Here is a 22,067-nt window from a genome sequence, read left to right on the forward strand (position 1 = left end):
CCAACACGTGCGCGTCCCTCATCTCACCGGCAACTCGCCGAACACTGCGTCCAACAACACAACCCGCCCTGAACAGCAGAAATGGCGCCCACACAAACCTCAGGAGCGCCACATACGTTCTAATATGATGGTCGAACGAAAGCCGGGGGGCGCATTCATGTCGAGGAGTCGCAGCATATTCGCGTACCAGCTGGGCCCGTTCAAGACGCCGGTCGTCGATGCCGGCTGGCTGCAGGAGTTGGCCGACATCGCCATCCTCGAAAACCAAGCCTGCGCGCGCAAAGTCGCACTTGCCGCGAATATTTGGGACTACTGCATCCACCAGAACGTCCTGGTGGGCGACCACGTCACCGATGCCGGCCACTACGCGGCATCCGAGACCGCGAAAGTTCTGGGCTGTTCGAAGGCCGTGGCTGACACCCTCGCCGAGATCGGGATGGACCTTCGGCTGCGTCTGCCTGCTGTCAGAGCGGCATTCGACGCCGGCGAGTTCGACCTGGCCCGTGTTCGCGCCATCTACCGCACTACCAGCTCGTACACGCTCGGTGCCGTCGAGGCGGCTCAGTCGGAGATACTGCACGCCGCCCGAAGGCTCTCGCCCGGTCCCCTTGCCACCGAGATCGCCGACATCATGCACCGCATCGCACCGCAGGAGGCGGCTGCACTCCGCAAGGACATCACCACGGTCCTGACCCGGGTGCGCTACCGCGACAAAGACATCCTCTCGACCATCGAAGCGGACCTCGAAGCCGGCGACGCCGCGGCATGCTGGCAACTGATCAACGAGATGGCCGCCACCCTGTGCCCGCGTGACCCTCGCACCCGCGGTCAACGCCTCGCCGCCGCCTACATCGCACTCCTTCGTCGCGATGACTATCTGGCGTGCACCTGCGAGGTCGATGAGGACCACCCTTGCACCGCGCGACGCGACCTACCCGATCATCGCCGACCACTCACCCACATCACCATCGACCTGAATACGCTGGTCGGATTGGCTGATCTACCCGCGCACCTCGCCGGGCACGGCCTCATTGACGCCGACTACGCCCGCCAGCTGTCGGAGAACGCGACCTGGCAACTCATCGTCACCGAGGCTGCGGACCTAGCCGAACAAATCGGGATCAACGGTGCAGCCGGCGAGGAGAACAGTGTCGGCGACTCCCCGAAGCGCGCTTCGCATCAGATCTTCCATCCGCTCGGGCGGGGTCGTCGCAGAGCAGGATTGAATCTACCGAAGTCCCCCGCCGCGGGGCCGATTCCGCCGGGCATCCAAGCCACGGGCGAGTACCGCGGCGCGAACACCTTGATCACGGCATTGGAGGCAGCCATCGCCGCGAACCCCGCCCTCGGAACCGCGCTGTACCCCGACGGACACGGTGGATACGCCGAACCACCCGGGGGCGCCCTCACCTACCGTCCAAGCAGCGCCCTCGCCGACTGCGTCCGGCACCGGGATCGCACCTGCCGCCACCCCGGTTGCGATGTCCCCTCCGCCAATTGCGAGATCGACCACGTCGTCCCATTCCGTCAATACGATCCCGGGCACGGCGGCTGGACGATTCTGACCAACCTGCACTGCCTGTGCCGCTATCACCACATGCTCAAGACCATGGGCGTGTGGATACCCACCATGCTTGCCGGCGGTGTCGACTACTGGGTGTCGAGTTCGGGCACCACCGCAGTCACGTTGCCCGGAAACCTGGCTGGCAGAACGGATCACTCCGAAGAGTCACCCGTGCCGCACGTACCACGCAAGCGGCGGACGACGTGCGGCACGGGCTCACCCCGACCCGCGATGGCGACGGGCCAGCAAGCGCGTCACCCCGTCGAGGAGGACCCACCATTCTGACCCCCCGATCACTCCTACTCGACTATCGCCGGCTCGTCGTCCTCGACGACCTCGGGCCGGGTCCTGGCCGACGGCAGCTGCGAGTACGCCAAGCACACCAGGCCGAAGAACAGATACCCGAGCGCGACCTGCGGATTCGCCGCCCACCCGACCTCGTGGGAATGGATGAGGCCGATCCAGCAGAGCACCGCCCCGACACCTGCGGCCGCCGCTGCAGCGAGGAAACGTTTGTCCAGTATGAAGGTGACGATCGTTCCGAGGACCAACCCCGCGAGCACCGCTCCGGCGCCCAACGTCTTCAACCCGTCGTAGACGACGCCTGCCTGGCCGAGGGCCTCACTCCCCACTTCCGACGCCGAAGTTCCTGCCGCACTGAGCGCGTTGTCGATCAGTCCGACGGCCCATTCCGCGAGGTTCGGCAGCAGCGCGACCACGACGGCGATCGCATGCAGTCGCGGAACCGCTTGGAATGCCTGCGCACCGATCAGCAATCCGATGTACAGCAGGATCGGCACGATCGCAGGGATCGGCAGGAGGGTGGCGAGTAGACCGAAGAGACCCAGGAAACACATGAGCCCGATCGCGACACCCGCTGCCAGCGAGTACCCCGTACGGCCACCGGCGTCCTTCCATCCTGGATGGCCGATGTACACCGCAGGCGGGAACGGCGATCCGAATGCCGAACCGATGACCGCACCCATTCCGTCGGCGAGCAGCACACTGCGGAGGTTGTAGTTGTCCCCTGCGGCAGAGGCACTTTCCACATTGCTCATCGCCTCGGTGAAGTTGTAGACGCCGAGAGGAATCGCGGTCGCCAGCAGTGGCGCCAGATTGCCGAGCCCGTCGAGCAGCAGATCCAGGCGCAGGTCCGGCAAGCCAAGTGCGATGTTGCTCGCCGCCTCGGTGACGTCGGGTACCGACATGTACCCGCCGATCCATCCGATCGCCGTGCCTACCAGGAGTGCCGCGAGACCTACTGGAATGTTGCCGGGCAGCTTCACATCGGTGAAGAAGCCGATGAGAATGATTGCCAGGACCGGCAATCCGATCCACGCCACCTCCCACATCTGCGCAGCAGGGCGCATCGCGATGAAGGTGATCGAGATTCCGGCGAGGGTGCCGAGCATCGCGGCCCGCGGGGTGATCCTGCGAATGTACGGGCCGACGAACGCACCGATCATCACGATGATGCCGATCATGAACGCCCAAGCCAAGCCTGCAGCCCAGGCCTGCACAGCATCTCCGGTAGCGAGGTACACCGGCAGCATCACCACGAACACGACGATGAACATGTGCGGCACACTCGGGCCGTAGGGCAGTGCAGTGACGTCGGTTCGTCTCTCTCGCTTGGCCAGTCGTCGCGCGAGAATCATGTAGTAGAGATTGCCCAGAATCAGGGCAACGCCGAGCGCCGGCAACACCGTTCCCAGCACATCGTTGGAGGAAATACCGACCACGGCAATACTGAGCGTCGTCAGGGTCAGAACGTTGACGAGGATATTGAAGCCGAGGCCGAAGAAGGCGTTGGTATCGCCTCTCGTCCACCACGGTAGGACAAAGGAGCTCGGCGCGGTCGAATCTTTAACTTCGGTGCTCATGTCAAATCCTGTTCGTGTGGAGTGCAGGTGATGGAGCGAGCTCACCGATTGCAGCAATGACCTCGTCGGACGGCGATGTCCAGCCGAAGATCCCGCCCTGCGCTGCGATCATGTCGAGGCCGACGCGCTGGAACTCGGGGAAATAGGAACCCACACAATCGGATACGACGAGGCACTCGTATCCCCGGTCATTGGCTTCGCGGACAGTGGTGTGCACACACACCTCGGTGGTGACGCCAGTGACGAGGAGCGTCGTAATGCCGGCCATCTCGAGAACCTCGACGAGATCCGTGGCGTAGAAGGCACCCTTTCCTGGCTTGTCGATGACAGTCTCACCGTCGATCGGCGCTAGTTCGTCGACGATGTCGTGTCCGTACTCTCCTCGAACAAGGATGCGCCCGAACGCACCTGGATCTCCGATGCGCTGCGAGGGCTTACCTCGGTTGAGTTTGGCGGGTGGACAGTCCGAAAGGTCGGGCAGATGCCCTTCCCTGGTGTGGATCACCGGTACCCCGTGCTCACGTGCTGCAGCAATGAGCGCCGCAAGTGGCTCGATGACGTTGCGGAGCATGTCGACATCGTTTCCGAGGCTTTCCCCGAATCCACCCGGCAGCAGGAAGTCGCGCTGCATGTCGATGACGAGTAGCGCCGTCTTCCCGGCGGGGATGGTGAACGGGGTGGGCGAGGCATCCGATACATACGATTCGTTCATGAGACCTCCTGTGCTGTCGGTGTATTGATCGACTGGGAGTACGCGCGCCAGCCGCCGAACTCGCTGATGTCCTCGACGGAAGATGACGATGCCCCGGTCTGCACTGCCGCGTCGCAGACATAACCGAGGGCCGTCGATCCGTCGGCCAGATGCACCCGTCCCAGAGCGAGCACAGCCGGCGTTCTGCCCGCGAGTACAGCCAGAGCGGCGGCGGGCAGGCGCCACCGCTCCACGTCTATTGCGCGTCCACCGTCGGGGACGCGAAGCAGTCCAGGCGTCGGATCCTGCGCTCCGATGCGCAGCAGTCGATAGCTCGGCGCAGTGGAGGTGACCTTCACCAGAGATCCGCCCAGCTCGGTGAGTTGACCGTTGGCGCGTTCGCCGGCCAAGTGATGGCCGGCGACCACGATATCGACGGTGTACCCGTCAGATGCGGCACGCGGTTCTCCCAGCAATCGAGCTGCGACCGCAAGGACGGTGTCGTCTGTCAGTGCAGGTCCGATCACCATCAGACTGAAGGGGCGTCCGTCGGCCGTAACTCCGGCGGGGACCGCAACGGCGTTGAGGTCCAACAGATTTCCGAAGTGGGTGTAGTGCCCCAGCTTGGTGTTGCACCCGATTGGGTCCTGAAGAACCTCGGGCACCGTGAAGGTGGTTCCGATAGTGGGGACGATCATCACGTCCATCGAGTTCCACAACCCTGAAACCTCACTGCGCAATCGCTGCAGCCGCTGTAGTGCGCGGAACGCATCGATGGCTGTGTACTTACGGCCCCCGAGCAGGATCTCGCGAACCACGGGGACGATGGAGTCCGGGTGCTCGGTGAGGAACTCGTCGAACTCGACGAGTCGCTCCGCGACCCACGGGCCCTGGTAGAGCAGCGATCCGGCGTCGAGAAATGGTGTGAGTGTCACTGCCGTGGTGGTGAAGCCCCGATCGGCAAGCGAAGTGCGGACGGCGAGATGCGCATCCGCCATGACGTCGTCGCCGAAGAAGTCGAGCTCACTCTCGTCGGGCAGCCCGATACGGATGTCGCGGCCGTCGTATTTCGGCCCCCTTCCTCGGGACCAACCGTCACGTGGATCGATGCCGCTGATGATGTCGAAGATCAGGTCGAGGTCTGCCACGCAGGTTGCCATCAGGGTGATGCAGTCGAGGGACTTGCACGCGGGCACAAGGCCGACGGTGCTGATGAGCCCGCGCGAGGGCTTCCACCCGATGATCCCGTTGAGTGCAGCAGGCACTCGACCGGATCCGGCGGTATCGGTGGCCACGCAGAACGGGACCTGTCCCAACGCCACTGCCAAGGCGGATCCGGAACTCGATCCGCCGGAGATCATGTCGTTGCCGTACACGCTGCGCGGAATCGTGTGCGGCGTGCGGGTCCCGTTGAGACCGGTCGCGAACTGGTCGAGGCTCGTCTTGCCGACGAACAGCGCACCGGCGTCGATCAGAGCCTGTACGCAAGGCGCGGTCGAGTCGGCGATGTATCCGTATTCGGGGCAGGCGAGCGTGGTCGGGAAGCCGGCCACGTCGATGCTGTCCTTGACGCCGAACGGGATGCCGTAGAGCGGCAGCTCCGAGGCTCCTTCGCGCGATTCGAGTTCGGCGGCGGCGCGGCGGAGTTCGTCTCGCCCGAGCACGGTTATCCAGGTGCCGTCGTCACCGCGTAGTTCGAGGGCATCAGCGAGCTTGTCGACGGTGTTCGTCGGGGAGCTCGACCCTGTTCGATACGAGGTGAGGAGCTCGGTGACACTCGGGCCTGCTACTGGACCATTCATACCGTCGATTGTCGACAGTTTCACGTTACTGCAGGTGGACGGCGTGTTTCTAGTCTGTTAGCAAATACTCTCGAGGTGGAGGTACGTGAGCTCGCCGTGCTCCTTCAGCGCTGCCGACGCCGTGGCCGCGTCATTGGACTCCACCGCCTCGAGCAGGACGGCGTGACGACGGATACCGTCGACCGGCTTCGCGATACGCGCCTCTTCTCGCAGGTTGCGGGCCATCGGCAACTGCAGTTTGAGCAGGATCGGCGCGTATGCAAGGTCCAGTTGGTGGCTGCCTGCCAGCCCGACGATGGCCTCGTGGAATCGCCGATGGGCGTCGTCCTTCTCGAGCGACTCGCCGCGTGCATCGGCCTCGCGCATGTCGTCGAGGGCCGAACGGGCACCGCTGAACGGATCCCCGTGTGTCGTATCCAGCGGAAGAGCGCGCCTGATCGCATGCTGTTCGAGGACCTGCCGGAGCTCGAACAACTGCAGAATGTCGGCCGAGGACCACACTGTCACCCGGAACCCTCGACGCGGCAGATGCTCGACCAGGCCCTGCTGCGCGAGCAGCCTCAACGCCTCCCGCACCGGCGCCCTGCTGATACCGAGCCGGGCGCACAGCGTTTCCTCCACTACGCGAGACCCCGGCTCGAGCGCACCGCTGAGCACCTCGGAGCGGACCTGGCGAGTGGCCATCTCGACGAGACTCAGCGGCAGCGCAGCCTTGTTCGTCGGTGAGGTCATGTCCGCCAGTCTACGAACTCGACCGGGAGCAGTGCAGGAATGCTCCCTTTCGGCCGCGTCGGATCGGTGATCGGCGCATCTAGTGCGAGTGCAGCGGCTTGCCCGCGAGCGCGAGGTGGGCTTCACCGAATGCCTCGGACTGGGTGGGGTGAGCGTGGATCAGATGCGCGACCTCCTCCGGGTACGCGCCCCAGTTCACCACCAGTTGGGCCTCGCCGATAAGTTCACCCACACGGGCCCCCACCATGTGGATGCCGACAACAGCGCCGCCCGCACGTACCAGCTTCACACCACCGGATGTCCCGAGGATCTGGCTCTTGCCGTTGCCCGCCAGGTCGTAGACGGTGGTGTCCACATCGCCGTACTGCTCGACGGCCTGCGCCTCGGTGAGACCGACGGATGCTACTTCCGGATTGGTGTACGTCACGCGGGGGACTGCGGAATCGGGTACCGATTTCGGGGCCAGCCCCGCAATCTGCTCGGCGACGAAAATGCCCTGCTGAAATCCTCTGTGCGCCAGTTGGGGTCCGCACACGATGTCGCCGACGGCGTACACGCCGGGCTCGCTGGTCTGCAGTACCGAATCGACCTCGACGAAACCTTCATCCAGGACAACGCCTCCGAGGTTCTCGACATTGGGACCTCGGCCCACCGCCACGAGCAGCACATCCGCGTCGAGCGTCTCACCGGATGCGAGCGTCACGCTCACCCCATCGCGTGCTTCCTTCACACCGGTGAACGGTGACGATGTCTTGGCGGTGATACCGCGCTTGCGGAAAGCACGGGTCAGCTGCTTCGAGGACCATTCGTCCTCGCCGGCCACGAGCCTCGGCAGTGCCTCGACGATCGTCACGTCGACGCCGAACGAGGCCCACACACTGGCGAATTCGACGCCGATCACACCGCCACCGAGCACGATCGCCCGCGTGGGCACAGTGTCGAGCGTCAACGCCCGGTCGCTGGTGAACACGCGCGGGCCCAGCTCGATCCCCGGCAGTACCTTCGCATGGGACCCGGTTGCGAGCACCACGGATTTGCCGGTGATGCGGCGTCCATCCACCTCCACGGTCCTCTCGCCGACGTACGTACCGGTGCCGCTGATCAATTCGATCTTGTGCGCGGCAACGAGCCCTTGCAGACCCTTGTACAACTTGGTGACGACGCCATCCTTGTAGGAGTGCACGCCGGCCATGTCGATACCGTCGAAGCTGCTTCGCACCCCCACCTCCTCGCTGTCGCGCGCGGTGTCGGCGACCTCGGCGCAATGCAGCAGTGCCTTCGTCGGGATGCAACCGCGATGCAGACAGGTGCCGCCGACCTTGTCCTTCTCGATCAGCGTCACCGACATGCCGAGTTGCGACGCACGGAAGGCGCACGCGTAGCCACCCGATCCGCCTCCCAGGATGACGACGTCGGGTATCGCGCTCATGCCAGCGCAATCAGATTGAGCGGATCCGAAAGGACCGAGGCGATATCTGCGAGGAAGCGCGAACCCTGTTCACCGTCGACGAGGCGATGATCGAACGACAGACTCAGCGTCGTCAGCGATCGCAGCGCAATCTCACCCTCGAACTCCCACGGTTGACGACGGATCGCGCCGAAGCACAGGATCGCCGCCTCCCCCGGGTTGAGAATCGGAGTCCCCGAATCCACCCCGAAGACACCGACATTGGTGATGGTGATGGTTCCGTCGACGAGATCGGCCTGTCCGGTCTTTCCTTCCTTGGCCGTCTCGGTCAGTTCGCCGAGAGCCCGCGCGAGATCCCGCAGACCGAGCGTGTGCGCATCCTTGATATTGGGCACCATCAGGCCCCGCGGCGTCGCGGCAGCGATACCGAGATTGACGTACCCCTTGGTCACGATCTCTTGATTCTCCTCGTCCCATTCCGAGTTCAGGCTCGGATTGGACCGCAGCGCAACAACGAGGGCCTTCGCGACGAGCGCCAACGGCGTCAGCTTGATATCGCGGAAGTGCTTCGTGCCGCGCAGCTTGTCGAGCAGTTCGACGGTCGGCGTCACGTCGACGGTGATGAACTCGGTGACGTGCGGGGCTGTGAACGCACTCGACACCACCGCCGCGGCTGTGTGCTTCCGGACGCCCTTGATCGGTGTGCGGGTTTCGTTTCGAGCGGTTTCGACCAGGACGGGTTCATGGCGATCGGACAGGTACGCCGCGATGTCCTCGCGGGTCACCTCGCCGCGGGGCCCCGTGGCCGGCACATCGGCCAGATCGATGCCTTCCTGCCGTGCGATATACCGCACCGGCGGGGAGGCCAGTGGTTTCGAACTCTCGACAGGGGTGTGCTCCGGCTCGGATACCTTCCTGTCCCCGCGCCGGCTACGCCCCTCCCCGGCGACGCCGTAGCCGACGAGGACAGGTATCCGCTCCTCGTCCTGTGCAGGTTCCTCGGCAACCGGACCGCTGCCGTCGCCGTCGGAGATATCGATGATGGGCGTTCCGACCTCGACGGTGGTGCCCGCTTCGGCGCGCAGCGCGGTGACTGTCCCGGCGTAGGGCGAGGGCAGTTCGACGGAGGCCTTGGCTGTTTCGACCTCGGCGATCACCTGGTTGAGTTCGACGGTATCGCCGACCTCGACGAGCCACGTGACCAGTTCGGCCTCGGTGAGTCCCTCACCGAGATCGGGCAGCCGGAAGCTCTGTGTCATGTCAGGCAGGTCCAATCAGGGTGCGGTCGACTGCGTCGAGAATCCGGTCGGCGTCGGGGAGGAAGTACTCCTCGAGTTTGGCGGGCGGATAGGGAACGGTGAACCCACCGACCCGCTGAACCGGTGCCTCCAAGCTGTAGAAGCACTGATCCTGCACGCGTGCAGCAATTTCCGCACCGATGCCCATGAAGGTGGCGGCCTCGTGGGTGATGACGAGCCGGCCCGTCTTGCGCACCGACGCTGCGATGGTGTCCATGTCCAGCGGTGAGAGCGAGCGCAGATCGATCACCTCGAGCGAGCGCCCCTCCCCCGCTGCGATATCCGCGGCCTGCAGCGCCGTCGCCACCAAGGGCCCGTAGGCGAGGACGGTCGCGTCGACTCCCTCGCGGAGAACGCGCGCGCGATGCAGCGGGTAGGCGTCCTCGATCGAGGCGGTGACGTCGACATCGCCCTTCTGCCAGTAGCGGCGCTTCGGCTCGAAGAACAGCACCGGGTCGTCCGAGGCGATTGCCTGACGCAACATCATGTTGGCGTCGGCGGCATTGCTGCAGCTGACCACGCGCAAACCGGCCGTCTGAGCGAAGTATCCCTCGGGTGATTCCGAATGATGTTCGACGGCACCGATTCCGCCGCCGTAGGGCACGCGGATGGTGATGGGCATCTTCACGTTGCCGCCCGTACGATAGTGCAGCTTGGCCACCTGCGAGACGATCTGGTCGAACGCCGGGTAGATGAAGCCGTCGAACTGGATCTCTACCACGGGCCGGTAGCCGCGCATCGCGAGTCCGACTGCCGTACCGACGATTCCGGACTCGGCCAGCGGAGTGTCGATGACTCGGTTCGGGCCGAAGTCCTTCTGCAACCCGTCGGTGATGCGAAAGACCCCGCCGAGCTTGCCGATGTCCTCGCCGAGAAGTACGACCTTCGCGTCGTCCTCCATCGCGCGGCGCAACGCGGCATTGAGCGCCTTCCCCATAGGAAGGGCAGCGGGTGCAGCAAGCGTCGCGGTCATGACTGAACTCCTTCGAATCCGGCGCGATACGCGGCGTACGCCTCGCGCTCCTCGTCGATCAGCGGATGCGGGTCCGCGTAGACGTTGTCGAACAGCGACATCGGGGCCGGTTCCACGGTGCCGAGGCAGCCGCGACGCAGGTCGGCAGCAGTGTCATCGGCGCGCTCGGCCACGCGGCCCCGCAGGGTCTCGTCCATGACGCCCTCGCGTTCGAGCAGTCGCTCGATGCGGTCGATGGGGTCTTTGGCTCGCCACTCGTCGTCGAGTCCGGCGGGCCGGTACCGCGTCGGATCGTCCGAGGTGGTGTGTGGGCCCATTCGGTAGGTGACCGCCTCGATCAGCGTCGGTCCGCTACCTTCCCGCGCTCGCATCAGGGCGGTTCTGGTCGCCGCCAGCACCGCGAGCACATCATTGCCGTCCACCCGCAGCGCCGGGACGCCGAATCCGCGCCCGCGCTCGGCGATGGACGTATGCGTCTGCAGCGCGACCGGTTCGGAGATGGCCCACTGATTGTTCTGGCAGAAGAACACCACAGGGGCTTCGAAACTCGCTGCGAAGCCGAATGCTTCGGAGATATCGCCCTGGCTGGTCGCGCCATCACCGAAGTAGGTGATGACCGCACCTTCCACGCCGTCGAACTTCATCCCGAGGCCGTACCCGGTGGCGTGCAGGGCCTGGGAGCCGACGATGATCGCCGGTGTCGTCATGTTGTATCGGTACGGGTCCCAGCCGGATTGCGTCGATCCGCGCCAGAACCGAAGCATCTGCGTCGGATCCACGCCGCGGCAGTACGCGACGCCGTGTTCGCGATAGCTGCCGAAGACGAAATCGTCACTGCGCAGCGCTCGCGCGGATCCGACCTGAGCTGCCTCCTGCCCGAGCAGCGGCGCCCACAGTCCCAGTTCACCCTGCCGCTGCAGCGCGGTGGCCTCGGCGTCGATACGCCGCACGACGACGAGGTCCTCGTACAGATCGCACAGCTTGTCGGTGCTGATGTCGGCGACGGACTCGCTGAACTCGGACGGTTCGCTACGCGCGCCGTCGGGAGCGACGATCTGAATCAGTTCGTCGCCGGTGGTGAAGTAGGCGGTGTTCATGGCGGCCTCCGTGACGGTTGCACTGTTACCTAGAACACAACCAATAATCGCCAGGAGGCGCAATAGAAGGGTTCAGAAGTGAGCAATATGCACGGTTCGCGGTTACGAAATGATGCTCGAGTTGTGCGCATTGAGTGCTCCGCATCAGCTCAGCAGGGCCAACTCGAAGGGCGCGCGTGGCATCAGCTGAGTTGGTAGAACCTGGCACGTCGGTCGGATCCCACAGGCGCATCCGCCGCCGCGACCAACCCGCGTGCCATCCATTCGGACATTCCTGGATTGTGCGGCTGAGCCACTGCGATTTTAAGCTGCTCAGTCTCACTCAGGGAAGCGAGATGGTGCCCGTGTTCGTAGTCGACGACTAGCCCATAGGCCGTTGTCCGCCCGTCCCCAGCCCGAGATGTTCGGTGCAATCCAGCGCTCGCGTTGGCGATAAGCTACAGCCCCAAACCGCCCGCGAGGGTGGGCCAGCTCTTCGGCAATTGGTCAACCCAGTAGGGCCAGGAGTGGGTGCCGGCGTTCTCGTAGTCGAAGGTCGCCCGGATACCCATCGAACGCAGCCTCTCGTCGAGTCGGTGGGTGCAATAGTTGGCCCCCGCCTCGATGGCGCCGCCGATGATCACCCTGTCCCAGTCCTGTGCAGTCTGGAAAGACTCGTGCCGTCCGGGATAACCAGTGCCGACGGATACGTAGATGGCTTGGCCGCGAAGTCCTTCTGCGTTGATCACCACGTCGTGGGCTGCCCAGTCGGGGTCGAGCGGTCCGCCGAACATGTTGTTCGCATCGCCCCCGAAAGCGGACACGATTGCGCGCATACTGCCTTGCCCCGCGGGCTCCGCCGAGGTGAAGCATCCGCTGTAGGCCGCTACGGCAGAGTAGAAATCGGGATTGCGCGAGGCCAGCATCATGGCCGACTGCGCACCCATCGACAGTCCCGCGATGCCGTCGCGTCCGTTGCCGTCGAATTCGGCGTCGATCAGCGGCGGCAGTTCTTCGGTCAGGAAGGTTTCCCACTGGTAGCGCCCCAACGCCGGGTCGTCACGCTGCCAGTCTGCATAGAAGCTCCCCGGCCCGGCGAGGGGGAGCACGACGTTGACATTCTTGTCACGGAAGAAGCCGGCGGCGCTGCCCTTGCGCAGCCACATGCTGTTCGACGGGTCTTCCTCACCGAGACCGCTGAGCATGTACAGGGTCGGACGAGGACCTGCACCGACAACGGGGGTCAGTACCTGCACCTCGATCGCGCGGTCCATGCTGGGCGAATACACCGACAGCTGTGCCAACGTCTCGCTCACGTCGTCGCGCGAGGTGATGTGAGCTGCCCCGGGTTGCGCGCTGGCCACTGTCGGCATTCCGACCGAACTCAATGCGAGAACGACGAAGAACACCGCGATCCGCCGTGTGCTGAACATGCAACCCCCGAAATCGATGCGGCTCCGACGGCCACCCATCGGAAAGTTTCGCACATCCCGTCTTCCCACACGGGCATCGAGAATGAACTCCTGGACCGTCCGCACGCCGCATGAATGGGCCATCACAACGGCTAGACGGCTTGAATGCTCCATTCATGCCACGGGACCGGGCCAACGGGACCGGGCCAACGGGACCGGGCCAACGCGACCGGGCCTACGCTCCCAGCCCGGCTCCCGCCCGATTCACCACGATGCGCGGGACCACAGCACGCGAGGACAGCGCAAGGATGCTCGACGCGAGCTCAACGATGTCGGCGACCCGGATCATCGTTTCGGCCGGGATCGTGTCCTTGGTCCAGTCGCTCATATCGGTGTCCACGTAGCCGGGAGCGATGGACGTGCCGCAGATTCCGTTGCCACTTTCCTCGGCGTTGAGGGTGTCGATCAGCGACAGCATCGCAGCCTTCGTCGCTCCGTAGACGGCGAGTCCGGCCTCGGAATAGACCCCGGCCATCGACGCGAGCGCGATTACCTTGGCCCCGCCCTCCGGATTGTTCTCCGCCGCTGTGCGCAACAGCGGCATCGAGCCCTGTAGCAGCGCAAACGGGGCGCGGAAGTTGACGTCCAGCGTCTTGTCGAAGCGGCGCATCGGATAGTCGGCGATCGAACCTGCGGTCCCGACGCCGGCGTTGAGCACCAGTGCGTCCATCGACCCGTATGTCGACTTGTGCGCATCGATGATGCGATCGGCCGCGGCTCGGTCCGCAAGATCGGCAGCGACGGTGACCACCTCGGGTGCTCCGGCGGCTTTCAGCGTCGGAGCAACAGCGTCCAGGGTCGCCGCATCGCGCGCGGTGACGGTCAACGCATAGCCTAATTCCGATAGGCGGGTGGCGATTCCAAGACCGATGCCGCGGGAGCCGCCGGTCACCAGTGCAGACTTCGAGGTCGTCATTGCCTGCCGTCCAGTGCGCGCAGACCAGCTGCCATGAACTCGTGTGTGGCCTCGGCAGCGGTCGAGGCTCCCGAGCCGGTATCGGACCCGGCGAGGGCGCGGTAGGTGATGCCCTCGCCGATGACTCCGAGCTTGAAGTTCGCCAACGCGATGTAGAAGTTCCAGTCCGACAACGCAGTTCCAGATCGACGACTGTACTGCTCGGCCAGATCGTCGGCCGAGGGGTAGCGACTGCTCGTCCATGCCGCACTGACGCCCAACACGTCGTCGAAGATCGGTTGGCGGTACACGCACATGAGCGCCACGTCCGTGAGCGGATCGCCGAGGGTGGACATCTCCCAGTCAACTACGGCCGCAATCGAACCGGGATCGTCGGCCTTCAGGATCACGTTGTCGACGCGATAATCACCGTGCACGATCGAGGACGCGGACCGCGACGGGATGTTCGCGGCGAGCTTCTCGCGCAACTTCTCCACATCTGGCAACTCACGCGTCTTCACCCGTTCCCATTGCCGCGACCAGGTCTTGACCTGACGGCCGACGAATCCGTCGGGCTTGCCGAATGATCCGAGCCCGACGGCCTCGTAGTCGACATCGTGCAGTGCCGCGAGGACTAGGATGAGCTCAGCGGTGTTGGCGGTGATCTGCTCGTCGGACAGGCTTTCGAGGTCGGTTCTGGTCCGAATCACCCGGCCGGGATCGAATCCGACCACCGTCATCGGTGCGCCCAGCACAGTCCCCTCGGCATCGAAGGCGACAGTCTCGGCGACCGGGACTGCCGTCGACTGCAGTGCACTCGTCACCGCCCACTCGCGGGCCATGTCGTGCGCCGACGGCGTCAGCCCGCTGGTCGGGGGCCGTCGAACGACCCACGCGGACTTGTCGTCGTAGGCCTTGAACGTCAGATTGGAACGACCGCCGCTGATGAGTTCGACGCGCAGATCTCCGGCGAGTTCGATGCCGCTCTCGCTCAAGAACTGCGCCAGAGCCGGCGTGTTCATTCCTGGTAGATCCTTCACTGTGCCGCCTTCTTCGCTGCGCCGACAACACGTTTGGCGATGGCCCACCGGTGCACCTCGGAGGGACCGTCGTACACCCGGAACGGACGCACTTCGCGGGACAGGCGCGCCAGCGGGAGGTCGTCGGAGACGCCGAGACCACCGCACATCTGGATGCTGCGATCGACGATGCGGAACACGGCCTCGGCCGCGTAGGTCTTGGCGATGGAGGTCTCATTGCTTGCGTGCGAGCCCTGATCGAGTGCGAAGCACGCTTGAATCAGCAGGGCGCGGGTTGCCGCGATGTCGATCTCGTTGTCGGCGACCATCTTCTGGACCATTCCGAGATCGCCGAGCTTGGAGCCGAAACCCTCACGCTGCGCGACCTGTGCGACGGCGATGTCGTGCCCGCGCCGCGCAGCCCCGAGCCACCGCATGACGTGGGTCATCCTGGCGGGGCCGAGGCGAACCTGCGCGTAGGCGAAGCCCTCGTCGACGGCTCCGAGCACGTTCTCGTCCGGAACGAAGACGTTGTCGAAGAACACTTCGCAGTGTCCACCGATCATCGCTTTGTCGAGTGTGCCGATGTGTCGGCCGACCTTGATCCCCTTGGTGTCGGCTGGGGCGAGGAACATCGTCGCCCCGCCGCGCATTCCCGGCTTGCCGGAGGTGCGGGCCATGATGATGAAGAAGCCTGCACCGTCGGCGCCGGTGATGAACCATTTGTGCCCGTCGATCTTCCAGCCACCGTCAACCTTGACCGCCGCGGTGGTCAGTGCGGACGGATCGGACCCGGCACCCGGAGCGGGCTCGGACATCGCGAACGCGGATCGAACATCGCCCGCGGCGAGCGGGGCGAGAAACTGCTGCTTCTGCGCATCGGAGGCGATGTGGGCGAGCATGTGCACATTGCCCTCGTCGGGGGCGCCGATGTTGAGCGCCGGCGGACCGAACAGCGAGTAGCCGCCCTCCTCGAAGAGCGGGGCACGGTCGCACATGTTCAGGCCCGCGCCGCCGTATTCGATTGGTGCGTGCGGGGCGAATACGCCCGCATCCTTGGCGGCCTGCTGCATCCGAACGCGCAGCTCGTCGCCGCCGGCGTCCTCGACGTTGCCGTGGAACTCGTCCTCGATCGGGAGAATCTCGGTGCGCACGAACGTCCGCGTCTTCTCGATCAGCGCCTCGACTTCGGGCGAATAGGTCAGATCAATCGGCACAGGAGCGCTCCTTGGACTTCTCGGGACCGAGCGATCGATCGGTCGGTGGTGAAAAGACTGACACGTTCGTGCTCGCTCAGTCAAGGGTCAGCTACTCGGCGGCAGCGCGTCGAGCAGTGCAGCCTGCGCCGCCAACAGCTTGATGCGCGCACGCTCCACGCTGCACCATTCGAACCGATCGAGCTCCGGAAACGATTGCTTCTTCCCAGACCGCGGTGGCCACTCCATCTCGAAGGTATTGCTCACTGCGCCGTCAACCTCGATATCTGCCTCGACTGCGAACACCGTCACCACTTTGCCGCCGCGCTGGCGAATCACGGGCAGGGCCACGGCTTCGCCGTCGGGCAGCTCGAGTCCTGTTTCCTCCCGGAACTCTCGCCGCGCCGCGACCAGGGGATCCTCGTCGGTGTACTCACCTTTGATCACCGACCACACCCCGTCGTCCTTGCGCGCCCAGAACGGCCCGCCGGGGTGCCCGATCAACACCTCCACCACCCCGTCGCGAAATCGGTACGGCAGCAGGCCGGCGCTGTGTTTCGGCATTGTTCGATTGCACCACTGCCGGGCCTGCCCACACCCGACGCCGCGCAGACGAATCGGCGACCTATGTACGGTGTAAGACGACCTGACCTGAAAAAATCGATGGAAAGGACCTGTATGCCGCCGCCCGCACGCCTGGAGAAGAATCCGGAAAAGGGCTACGTAGCACTGTTGGGCTGGAGCCTGGCAGCGGTGGAAGCTTTGGACAAGTTCGACCGTCGGTACCTGGTCGTCGCTCCGGAGTGGGCCGAGCAGTACTGCACCGAAAACAACATCCCGTTCCTGCCATGGAACTTCGAACGACTCAACGACCGGTCACTCGAGATCGCCGAGACGCTGCAGGACAAGGGCGTCGACGTCGCGATCCCGCTGTACGAGGAGACGGTGGAGTGGGCCGGCGCAATCAACTCGGTGCTGCTCGGTAACCCTCGGTTGTTCGGTCAAGCCATGCTCCTGCGCGACAAGGCGCTGATGAAGCGACGCGCGCAGCTCGGCGGTATCCGTGTCGGCATCTTCGAAGAAGCCCACGACCGCGAGGACGTCATCCGGTTCCTGCGGCGCGTCAATCAAACGCTGCTCAAGCTCGACGGCGACCCCAACGACCCCATCCACCTCAAGGCCTTCGACAAGGCCGGCTGCCTTGGGCACCGCGTCATTCGCACGCCCGACGAGGTCGACTCCATCCCCGACGACGAGTTCCCGGTGCTGATGGAATCGCACCTCGACGGTTGGGAATTCGCCGTCGAGGCGTGGATTCACAAGGGCAAGATCAAGTTTCTCAACATCTCGGAGTACGTCACGCTCGGATACTCGGTATTCGTGCCCGCGACACCGGAACTCGAGAAGTACCGTCCGGCGATCACCGCACAGATCGAGAAGCTCATCAAGGCCTTCGACATCGAGTTCGGGTTCATCCACCCGGAGTACTTCGTCACGAGCGACGGCGAAATGTACTTCGGCGAGGTGGCGTACCGGCCGCCAGGCTTCAAGGTCTTCGAGCTGCTCGAACGCGCCTACGGCTTCAACGCCTACCAGGGGCTCGTGCTGGCGTTCGACCCGAAGACCACCGAGGAAGAGATCGACGCGTTCTTCCCCCGCGAGGTCGTCGACGCCAACGGAACCGCCGGTTGCTTCGGCGTCTACCCACGTCGACGCGTGGTGAGCAACCTCGAGATTCCCGAGGAAACCGCCGACCACGACTACTACGAGACCAACGACCTCGCAGCGCCGTTGGAGGAGACCGTCACCAAGCGCACCGCATTCGGTACGCACTGGGGTCTGCTGTACTTCTTCGGCGAGGACCCTTACGTCATGCGTGACCTGCTCAAGCGTCAGGAAGAACTGGACTTCTACGTGTGAGGCAAGAACTCGGGAACGGACTCAGTGCGGTGTCGCAGACGATGAACTCCGACGACCCGGCCGAGGGCGGGCACCAAGAGATCGATCCCGCTCTGCAAACACGGCTGGCCCAGCTCGACAATGCAACCGAGGCGATGGCGGCTGCGCCCGACTTCTCAAAGAGCACGAAGTTGCGACGCGTCATCGACTCGCTGCAGCGAGTGCTCATGCAGCGGGGCGGGTGTGCTGCGGTGCGCGAACGCGCCGCAGCACTCGAAGACGCCGGCCTGTTCCTGGGTTCGGACTGGGCGCACCCCGACATACTCGTCCCCTCCTTCGTCGGGACGAGTCTGCACAGCGGCAACGTCGACACCGTTGTTCTCGAGGCAACCAGCGAGCTCAGAATGCTCGCAATCATCGCCGGTGAGTACGAGCACCCATCCTTGAGCGCCGAGGATGCGAGGCGCTTCCTGTCGCAGGTACTGGCGATGAACCTCGAGGTTTTGTTCTCGCCGCCGTCGGAGGCCGAGCGCGTTCGGCTCGGCCGGGTGGCACACCTCGTTCGCGATCTCTTCGGTTACATCGCGGAGGAGATCGGGTACGACAGCGTGCTCGACGAGCTCGGCGAGGAAATCTGGCGCGTACTGCGTCAGCGTCCCATCCAGGTCGACCACGTCAAGGCCATCGTCACTCGGATCGCCGTGTACCGCGGTGACCCGAACGTCGACCTCGGCGCATCCGGGCAGGGACTCGATCGACTGATCTCCGCCCTGTTCGGACCCACCGAGGCCTGCCGGGAGGACCCCGGCGTAGAGGTCTACCAATCCCGTCTCGACGTCATGGATGCCGAGGACCTCGAGTTCGAGGCCCGCGGATTCGCGCGCGCGATGCACGACACCGGCCTGGTCTCGCCGTACCACGCGACGCTCGCGCGCTTCCTCATCGACAACAACCCGTACCTGCTCGGCGAGGCGCTCGGCGTATCGGAAACCGGCCGAACCTGCCTCCAGCGCTATCCGGAATTGGTGCACGCTCTTGTCACCGCGGCCGTGCACCCGGAAGCAGCGCAGTGCCTCTACGGCATCGCACTTCTGCTCGATCGCGGAATTCTGCATCAGCCGCCCATCGTCCCGTCACTGTGGCGTCAAATGCAGCTGAAGCTCGATCCCGGGGTGCGACAGCGACTCATCGATCTGTTCGGCCCAACGCCGCAGCCGGAAGCTCGACTGCTCGGCGGGTTGATCTCGATGCTGGGCCAGCCGCTCGGCGTCGGACAGGGCGACAATCCCACCTGCCAGTCGGCGCGAGCGCTGTCCATGTGGTCGTACAACGACCCGGACTACCTGCTGCAGATGGTCGTCTGGGCGGCCCGAGACGACGAGATCGTGATGCACTTCGAAGGTCAGCCGATCTCGTCCAAGGACAGTGCAAGCGGCGTCGCCACAGCCTCGCCGATCGACCTCGACCCCGTCTCGCAGCTGCTCGTTCCCCACCTCGACCGGATCTATGCCGAGATGGGTCGCCGTTGCGCGGATCGTCCCGGGGATCCGCACCGCTGGGTCAATCCCGAGTTTCACGGGTGGTGGTCGGCTCGCGGATTCCACATCAACGTCGACGTCGCAACCGGAAACCTGATCGACCTCGACGACTTCATCCGGCAATTCCACTCGTCGTACCACCCCGCGTACAACGGTGGCCAGCCACTGATCCACCCGCAGCCCGCCGGCATCGCCGTCACCGACAGCGCCGCCCGCTACATCGGTTGGCACGCCATCACCATCCTGCGTGTCGCTCCGGACCCGGACGGCATCATGCGAGTGTTCTTCTTCAACCCCAACAACGACAGCGGTCAGGATTGGGGCGACGGAGTCGTCGTCGGAACTGCAGGAAACGGCGAGAAGGCCGGCGAAGGTTCACTGCCGTTCGAACAGTTCGCGTCTCGTCTCTACATTTTCCACACCGATCCGCTCGAGAACGGCGAACCGGAGAAGGTGCCGACCGCCGCGGTCGACAGCGTCATCGGGTACATCGAACGCAGCTGGGGCGCTGGGCGCCTGCCCGACGGGACCGCGCAAACCAGCAACTGACGCGGGCCGACGCGGCCGGGTGCGCGAACCGGCACCCGGCCGCGCTACTGCGTGTGCCGAAGACGACGCACGGCGCCAACGCTGATCGCGAATGCAGCGCACCCCGTCACTGCCGGCACCACCGGCCCCAGTGCGGGCGCGACCAGAATCGCGAGCGCACCGACGAACGCCCCGATCACCAGGGCCACGATCGCACCCATCCGCAGCACCAGGTAGCGGTGATCACCGCGAGCGAGATCGTCGACGATGTTGACGAGCGTTCCCGTCACGAAGGTCGTCGACAACCCACCACCCACCGTCGAGGTGCGCGCGACCACCGTCTGCAGCGCCATCGCGGCGGCGGACAGCGAAATCAGCCCCCCGACTACGACGCGGTCAGTCGGGCCGCCCAGATTCCACCACGCTGCCACCGCCGCGCACTGCATCGACGCAGCCACCCCGAGCATCCACATAGTCGTGCGCGCCGCAGAAGCACCGTCGCGGTACGCGCTCCGGAACCCGGCGAACAGCACCATGAAGAACACTGCGATCGCCACCGACGCCCCGATGAGCGTATGAACATAATCCTCGCGACCCACAAGCCCGACGAGCACAAGATTGCCCGTCATGTTGGCGGTGAAAATGCCACCCAACGCCAGGAACGCGAACGCATCGGTTGCACCCGCGCCGAACGACAGAAACAGCAACATCGATCGAGACCGTAAGTGCGCTGCCATTGCACGAATGCTAGTAGGACAAGCCTGAAGTCAGAGACGGCGGCCGAACACCGCAGTAGCCGTCGACCAAGCCAAGGAAAGAAGGTCTCGCACCGCTCCGAGCGAAGCAGCCGTCGACCACACCGTCGTGATTCCCGACGCTGGGAGCGCATGTCCGTCGAACCGGTCCTGGAGCCAGTCCAGGGTGAGCGGCATCGCCAGTGGATGCAAGGTCAGGTGTTCACTGAGCCGGTCCCGCAGGTAGGTCACGTGCACACCGTGGTCGAGGTACCGATCGACCTGACCGTCGACGTCGTCCACCGCGATGATCTGATCGTGCACGGCTTGCACGACGAGCATCGGCACCGACGGCGAGGTGCGGCCCGGCTGGATGGCCTCGAACACCTCCAGGATTTCGGGCTTGGCCAGCAAGTCGGCCAAGGGAAGGTCGATGTACTTGTCCAGGTCGTGATAGGCGAGCTTCTTCACCGCAGCGACCGTGGTGAGATCGTCCACCGAGTCGAGCAATGCCAGACCCTCGGCATTGACGTGCTCCCGCACGATTCGGTCGAGTTCGGGATATGCGCGGCGCAGCCCCCCGACGACGAGGGTGGGTAGCCCGGCATGCAGCGTGGCGTTGAGTCGTATGAACGCCGATGCCGGATCCCCGACGGGCGATCCCAGGGCCGCTCCGACGATGCGGAGTTCAGGCGCGTACTCGGGCGCCATCTCGGCCGCCCACGAGGTAGCCAGCCCACCACCGGAGTACCCCCATAGTCCGACGGACGTGTCGATTCTCAAGTCGAGGGGTTCGAAGTCCAGCGCGGCCCTGACGGCGTCCAGTGTGAAGAAGCCCGGCTCGCGCGGGGCGCCCCAGCGGCCGTCGGGGCCCTCGTGGTCGGGCAGGGACACCACCCATCCACGACGCAGGGCGTGCAGAACGATCGCGAACTCGAACTGAGGCACCGCGCCCCAGGCTTTCGCGCCTCGCTGCAGCGCATACGAGGGGAAACAGCGCTCCGAGACCGCGTCGATCGCGCACTGATAGGACAGCAGCGGCTGATCGAGGTCGACGGCTCCATGCTGCCGCAGGATCGTGGTGACGGTCACCTGCGGCTGATCGTCGAGATCGGTGGTTCGGTAGAGCAGCTGCCAGGCATCGACCTGCTGGGCAATGGTGCCGAACAGTGCGACCTCGACCTCGCGGTGACGGAGCACGGCGCCGGGCTCGGCCGACTCGAAGCCCTCGGGTGCCGCGAAGAACGGGTCCTGAGCTGGGAGGACAGCGCGATATGGCCTGGGCCACGGTTCGGCTCGCCATGCTGCACTGCCCGTGTCTCTGTCGACGCTCATGTACCCACGCACCCCCTGTTGACA

18 protein-coding genes are annotated in these 22,067 nt (G+C 64.9%); 3 read left to right on the top strand and 15 right to left on the bottom strand.

The genetic code is table 11. From position 1 onward, the window contains the following. The first annotated feature begins 157 nt into the window (after nt 1-157). On the top strand, nt 158-1,849 hold the full coding sequence (locus KVY23_RS19165; RefSeq protein ID WP_230557831.1) for an HNH endonuclease signature motif containing protein: 1,692 nt from the start codon (nt 158-160) through the stop codon (nt 1,847-1,849). Nucleotides 1,850-1,863: 14 nt separating this feature from the next. On the opposite strand, the gene KVY23_RS19170 is transcribed toward KVY23_RS19165, so the two are convergent. From KVY23_RS19170 to KVY23_RS19230, 13 genes are all read right to left on the bottom strand, one after another. Beyond that, nucleotides 1,864-3,447, bottom strand: a complete 1,584-nt coding sequence (locus KVY23_RS19170; RefSeq protein WP_230557832.1) for a regulator — start codon at nt 3,445-3,447, stop codon at nt 1,864-1,866. 1 nt (nt 3,448) lies between these two features. Next, entirely contained in the window at nt 3,449-4,159 is a 711-nt protein-coding gene (locus KVY23_RS19175; protein WP_230557833.1) for a cysteine hydrolase family protein, read from the bottom strand. Then, nucleotides 4,156-5,940, bottom strand: a complete 1,785-nt coding sequence (gene atzF, locus KVY23_RS19180) for an allophanate hydrolase (RefSeq protein WP_230557834.1) — start codon at nt 5,938-5,940, stop codon at nt 4,156-4,158. Before atzF ends, KVY23_RS19175 begins: the two co-directional genes overlap by 4 nt. 57 nt (nt 5,941-5,997) lie before the next feature. Then, complete coding sequence (locus KVY23_RS19185; protein ID WP_230557835.1) at nt 5,998-6,672, bottom strand: GntR family transcriptional regulator; 675 nt, start codon at nt 6,670-6,672, stop codon at nt 5,998-6,000. Between the two features lie 79 nt (nt 6,673-6,751). Beyond that, nucleotides 6,752-8,101: a dihydrolipoyl dehydrogenase gene (gene lpdA, locus KVY23_RS19190; RefSeq protein ID WP_230557836.1), complete on the bottom strand. Its 1,350-nt coding sequence runs from the start codon at nt 8,099-8,101 to the stop codon at nt 6,752-6,754. Then, nucleotides 8,098-9,339, bottom strand: a complete 1,242-nt coding sequence (locus KVY23_RS19195) for a dihydrolipoamide acetyltransferase family protein (protein WP_230557837.1) — start codon at nt 9,337-9,339, stop codon at nt 8,098-8,100. The genes lpdA and KVY23_RS19195 overlap by 4 nt, the downstream gene beginning before the upstream one ends. A gap of 1 nt (nt 9,340) precedes the next feature. Next, nucleotides 9,341-10,351, bottom strand: coding sequence for an alpha-ketoacid dehydrogenase subunit beta (locus KVY23_RS19200; protein WP_075838555.1), 1,011 nt, complete (start codon nt 10,349-10,351; stop codon nt 9,341-9,343). After that, on the bottom strand, nt 10,348-11,448 hold the full coding sequence (pdhA, locus tag KVY23_RS19205; protein ID WP_230557838.1) for a pyruvate dehydrogenase (acetyl-transferring) E1 component subunit alpha: 1,101 nt from the start codon (nt 11,446-11,448) through the stop codon (nt 10,348-10,350). The genes KVY23_RS19200 and pdhA overlap by 4 nt, the downstream gene beginning before the upstream one ends. Nucleotides 11,449-11,885: 437 nt before the next feature. Then, entirely contained in the window at nt 11,886-12,860 is a 975-nt protein-coding gene (locus tag KVY23_RS19210) for an alpha/beta hydrolase family protein (RefSeq protein WP_230557839.1), read from the bottom strand. A gap of 214 nt (nt 12,861-13,074) precedes the next feature. After that, a complete protein-coding gene (locus tag KVY23_RS19215) occupies nt 13,075-13,815 on the bottom strand; it encodes an SDR family oxidoreductase (RefSeq protein WP_230557840.1) in 741 nt (246 codons plus the stop codon). After that, entirely contained in the window at nt 13,812-14,816 is a 1,005-nt protein-coding gene (locus tag KVY23_RS19220) for a phosphotransferase family protein (protein WP_230557841.1), read from the bottom strand. The genes KVY23_RS19215 and KVY23_RS19220 overlap by 4 nt, the downstream gene beginning before the upstream one ends. A gap of 14 nt (nt 14,817-14,830) precedes the next feature. Then, nucleotides 14,831-16,030, bottom strand: a complete 1,200-nt coding sequence (locus KVY23_RS19225; RefSeq protein ID WP_230557842.1) for an acyl-CoA dehydrogenase family protein — start codon at nt 16,028-16,030, stop codon at nt 14,831-14,833. Nucleotides 16,031-16,117: 87 nt separating this feature from the next. Further along, a complete protein-coding gene (locus KVY23_RS19230; RefSeq protein ID WP_230557843.1) occupies nt 16,118-16,573 on the bottom strand; it encodes an NUDIX domain-containing protein in 456 nt (151 codons plus the stop codon). Nucleotides 16,574-16,687: 114 nt separating this feature from the next. Between KVY23_RS19230 and KVY23_RS19235 the strand changes: the two genes are divergently transcribed. Continuing rightward, nucleotides 16,688-17,929 (top strand): acetyl-CoA carboxylase biotin carboxylase subunit family protein, encoded by a 1,242-nt coding sequence (locus KVY23_RS19235; RefSeq protein WP_230557844.1) that lies wholly within the window; start codon nt 16,688-16,690, stop codon nt 17,927-17,929. A gap of 41 nt (nt 17,930-17,970) precedes the next feature. Continuing rightward, nucleotides 17,971-19,995 (top strand): hypothetical protein, encoded by a 2,025-nt coding sequence (locus tag KVY23_RS19240; protein ID WP_230557906.1) that lies wholly within the window; start codon nt 17,971-17,973, stop codon nt 19,993-19,995. 44 nt (nt 19,996-20,039) lie between these two features. Here the strand turns inward: KVY23_RS19240 and KVY23_RS19245 are convergent, their stop codons facing one another. After that, entirely contained in the window at nt 20,040-20,684 is a 645-nt protein-coding gene (locus KVY23_RS19245; RefSeq protein ID WP_230557845.1) for a YoaK family protein, read from the bottom strand. Between the two features lie 57 nt (nt 20,685-20,741). Then, the gene (locus KVY23_RS19250) at nt 20,742-22,043 is read right to left on the bottom strand and encodes a lipase family protein (protein ID WP_230557846.1); all 1,302 of its coding nucleotides are present in this window, start codon (nt 22,041-22,043) and stop codon (nt 20,742-20,744) included. Nucleotides 22,044-22,067: the final 24 nt, after the last annotated feature.

The organism is Rhodococcus sp. I2R (genome assembly GCF_020889545.1).
GTDB lineage: Bacteria > Actinomycetota > Actinomycetes > Mycobacteriales > Mycobacteriaceae > Rhodococcoides.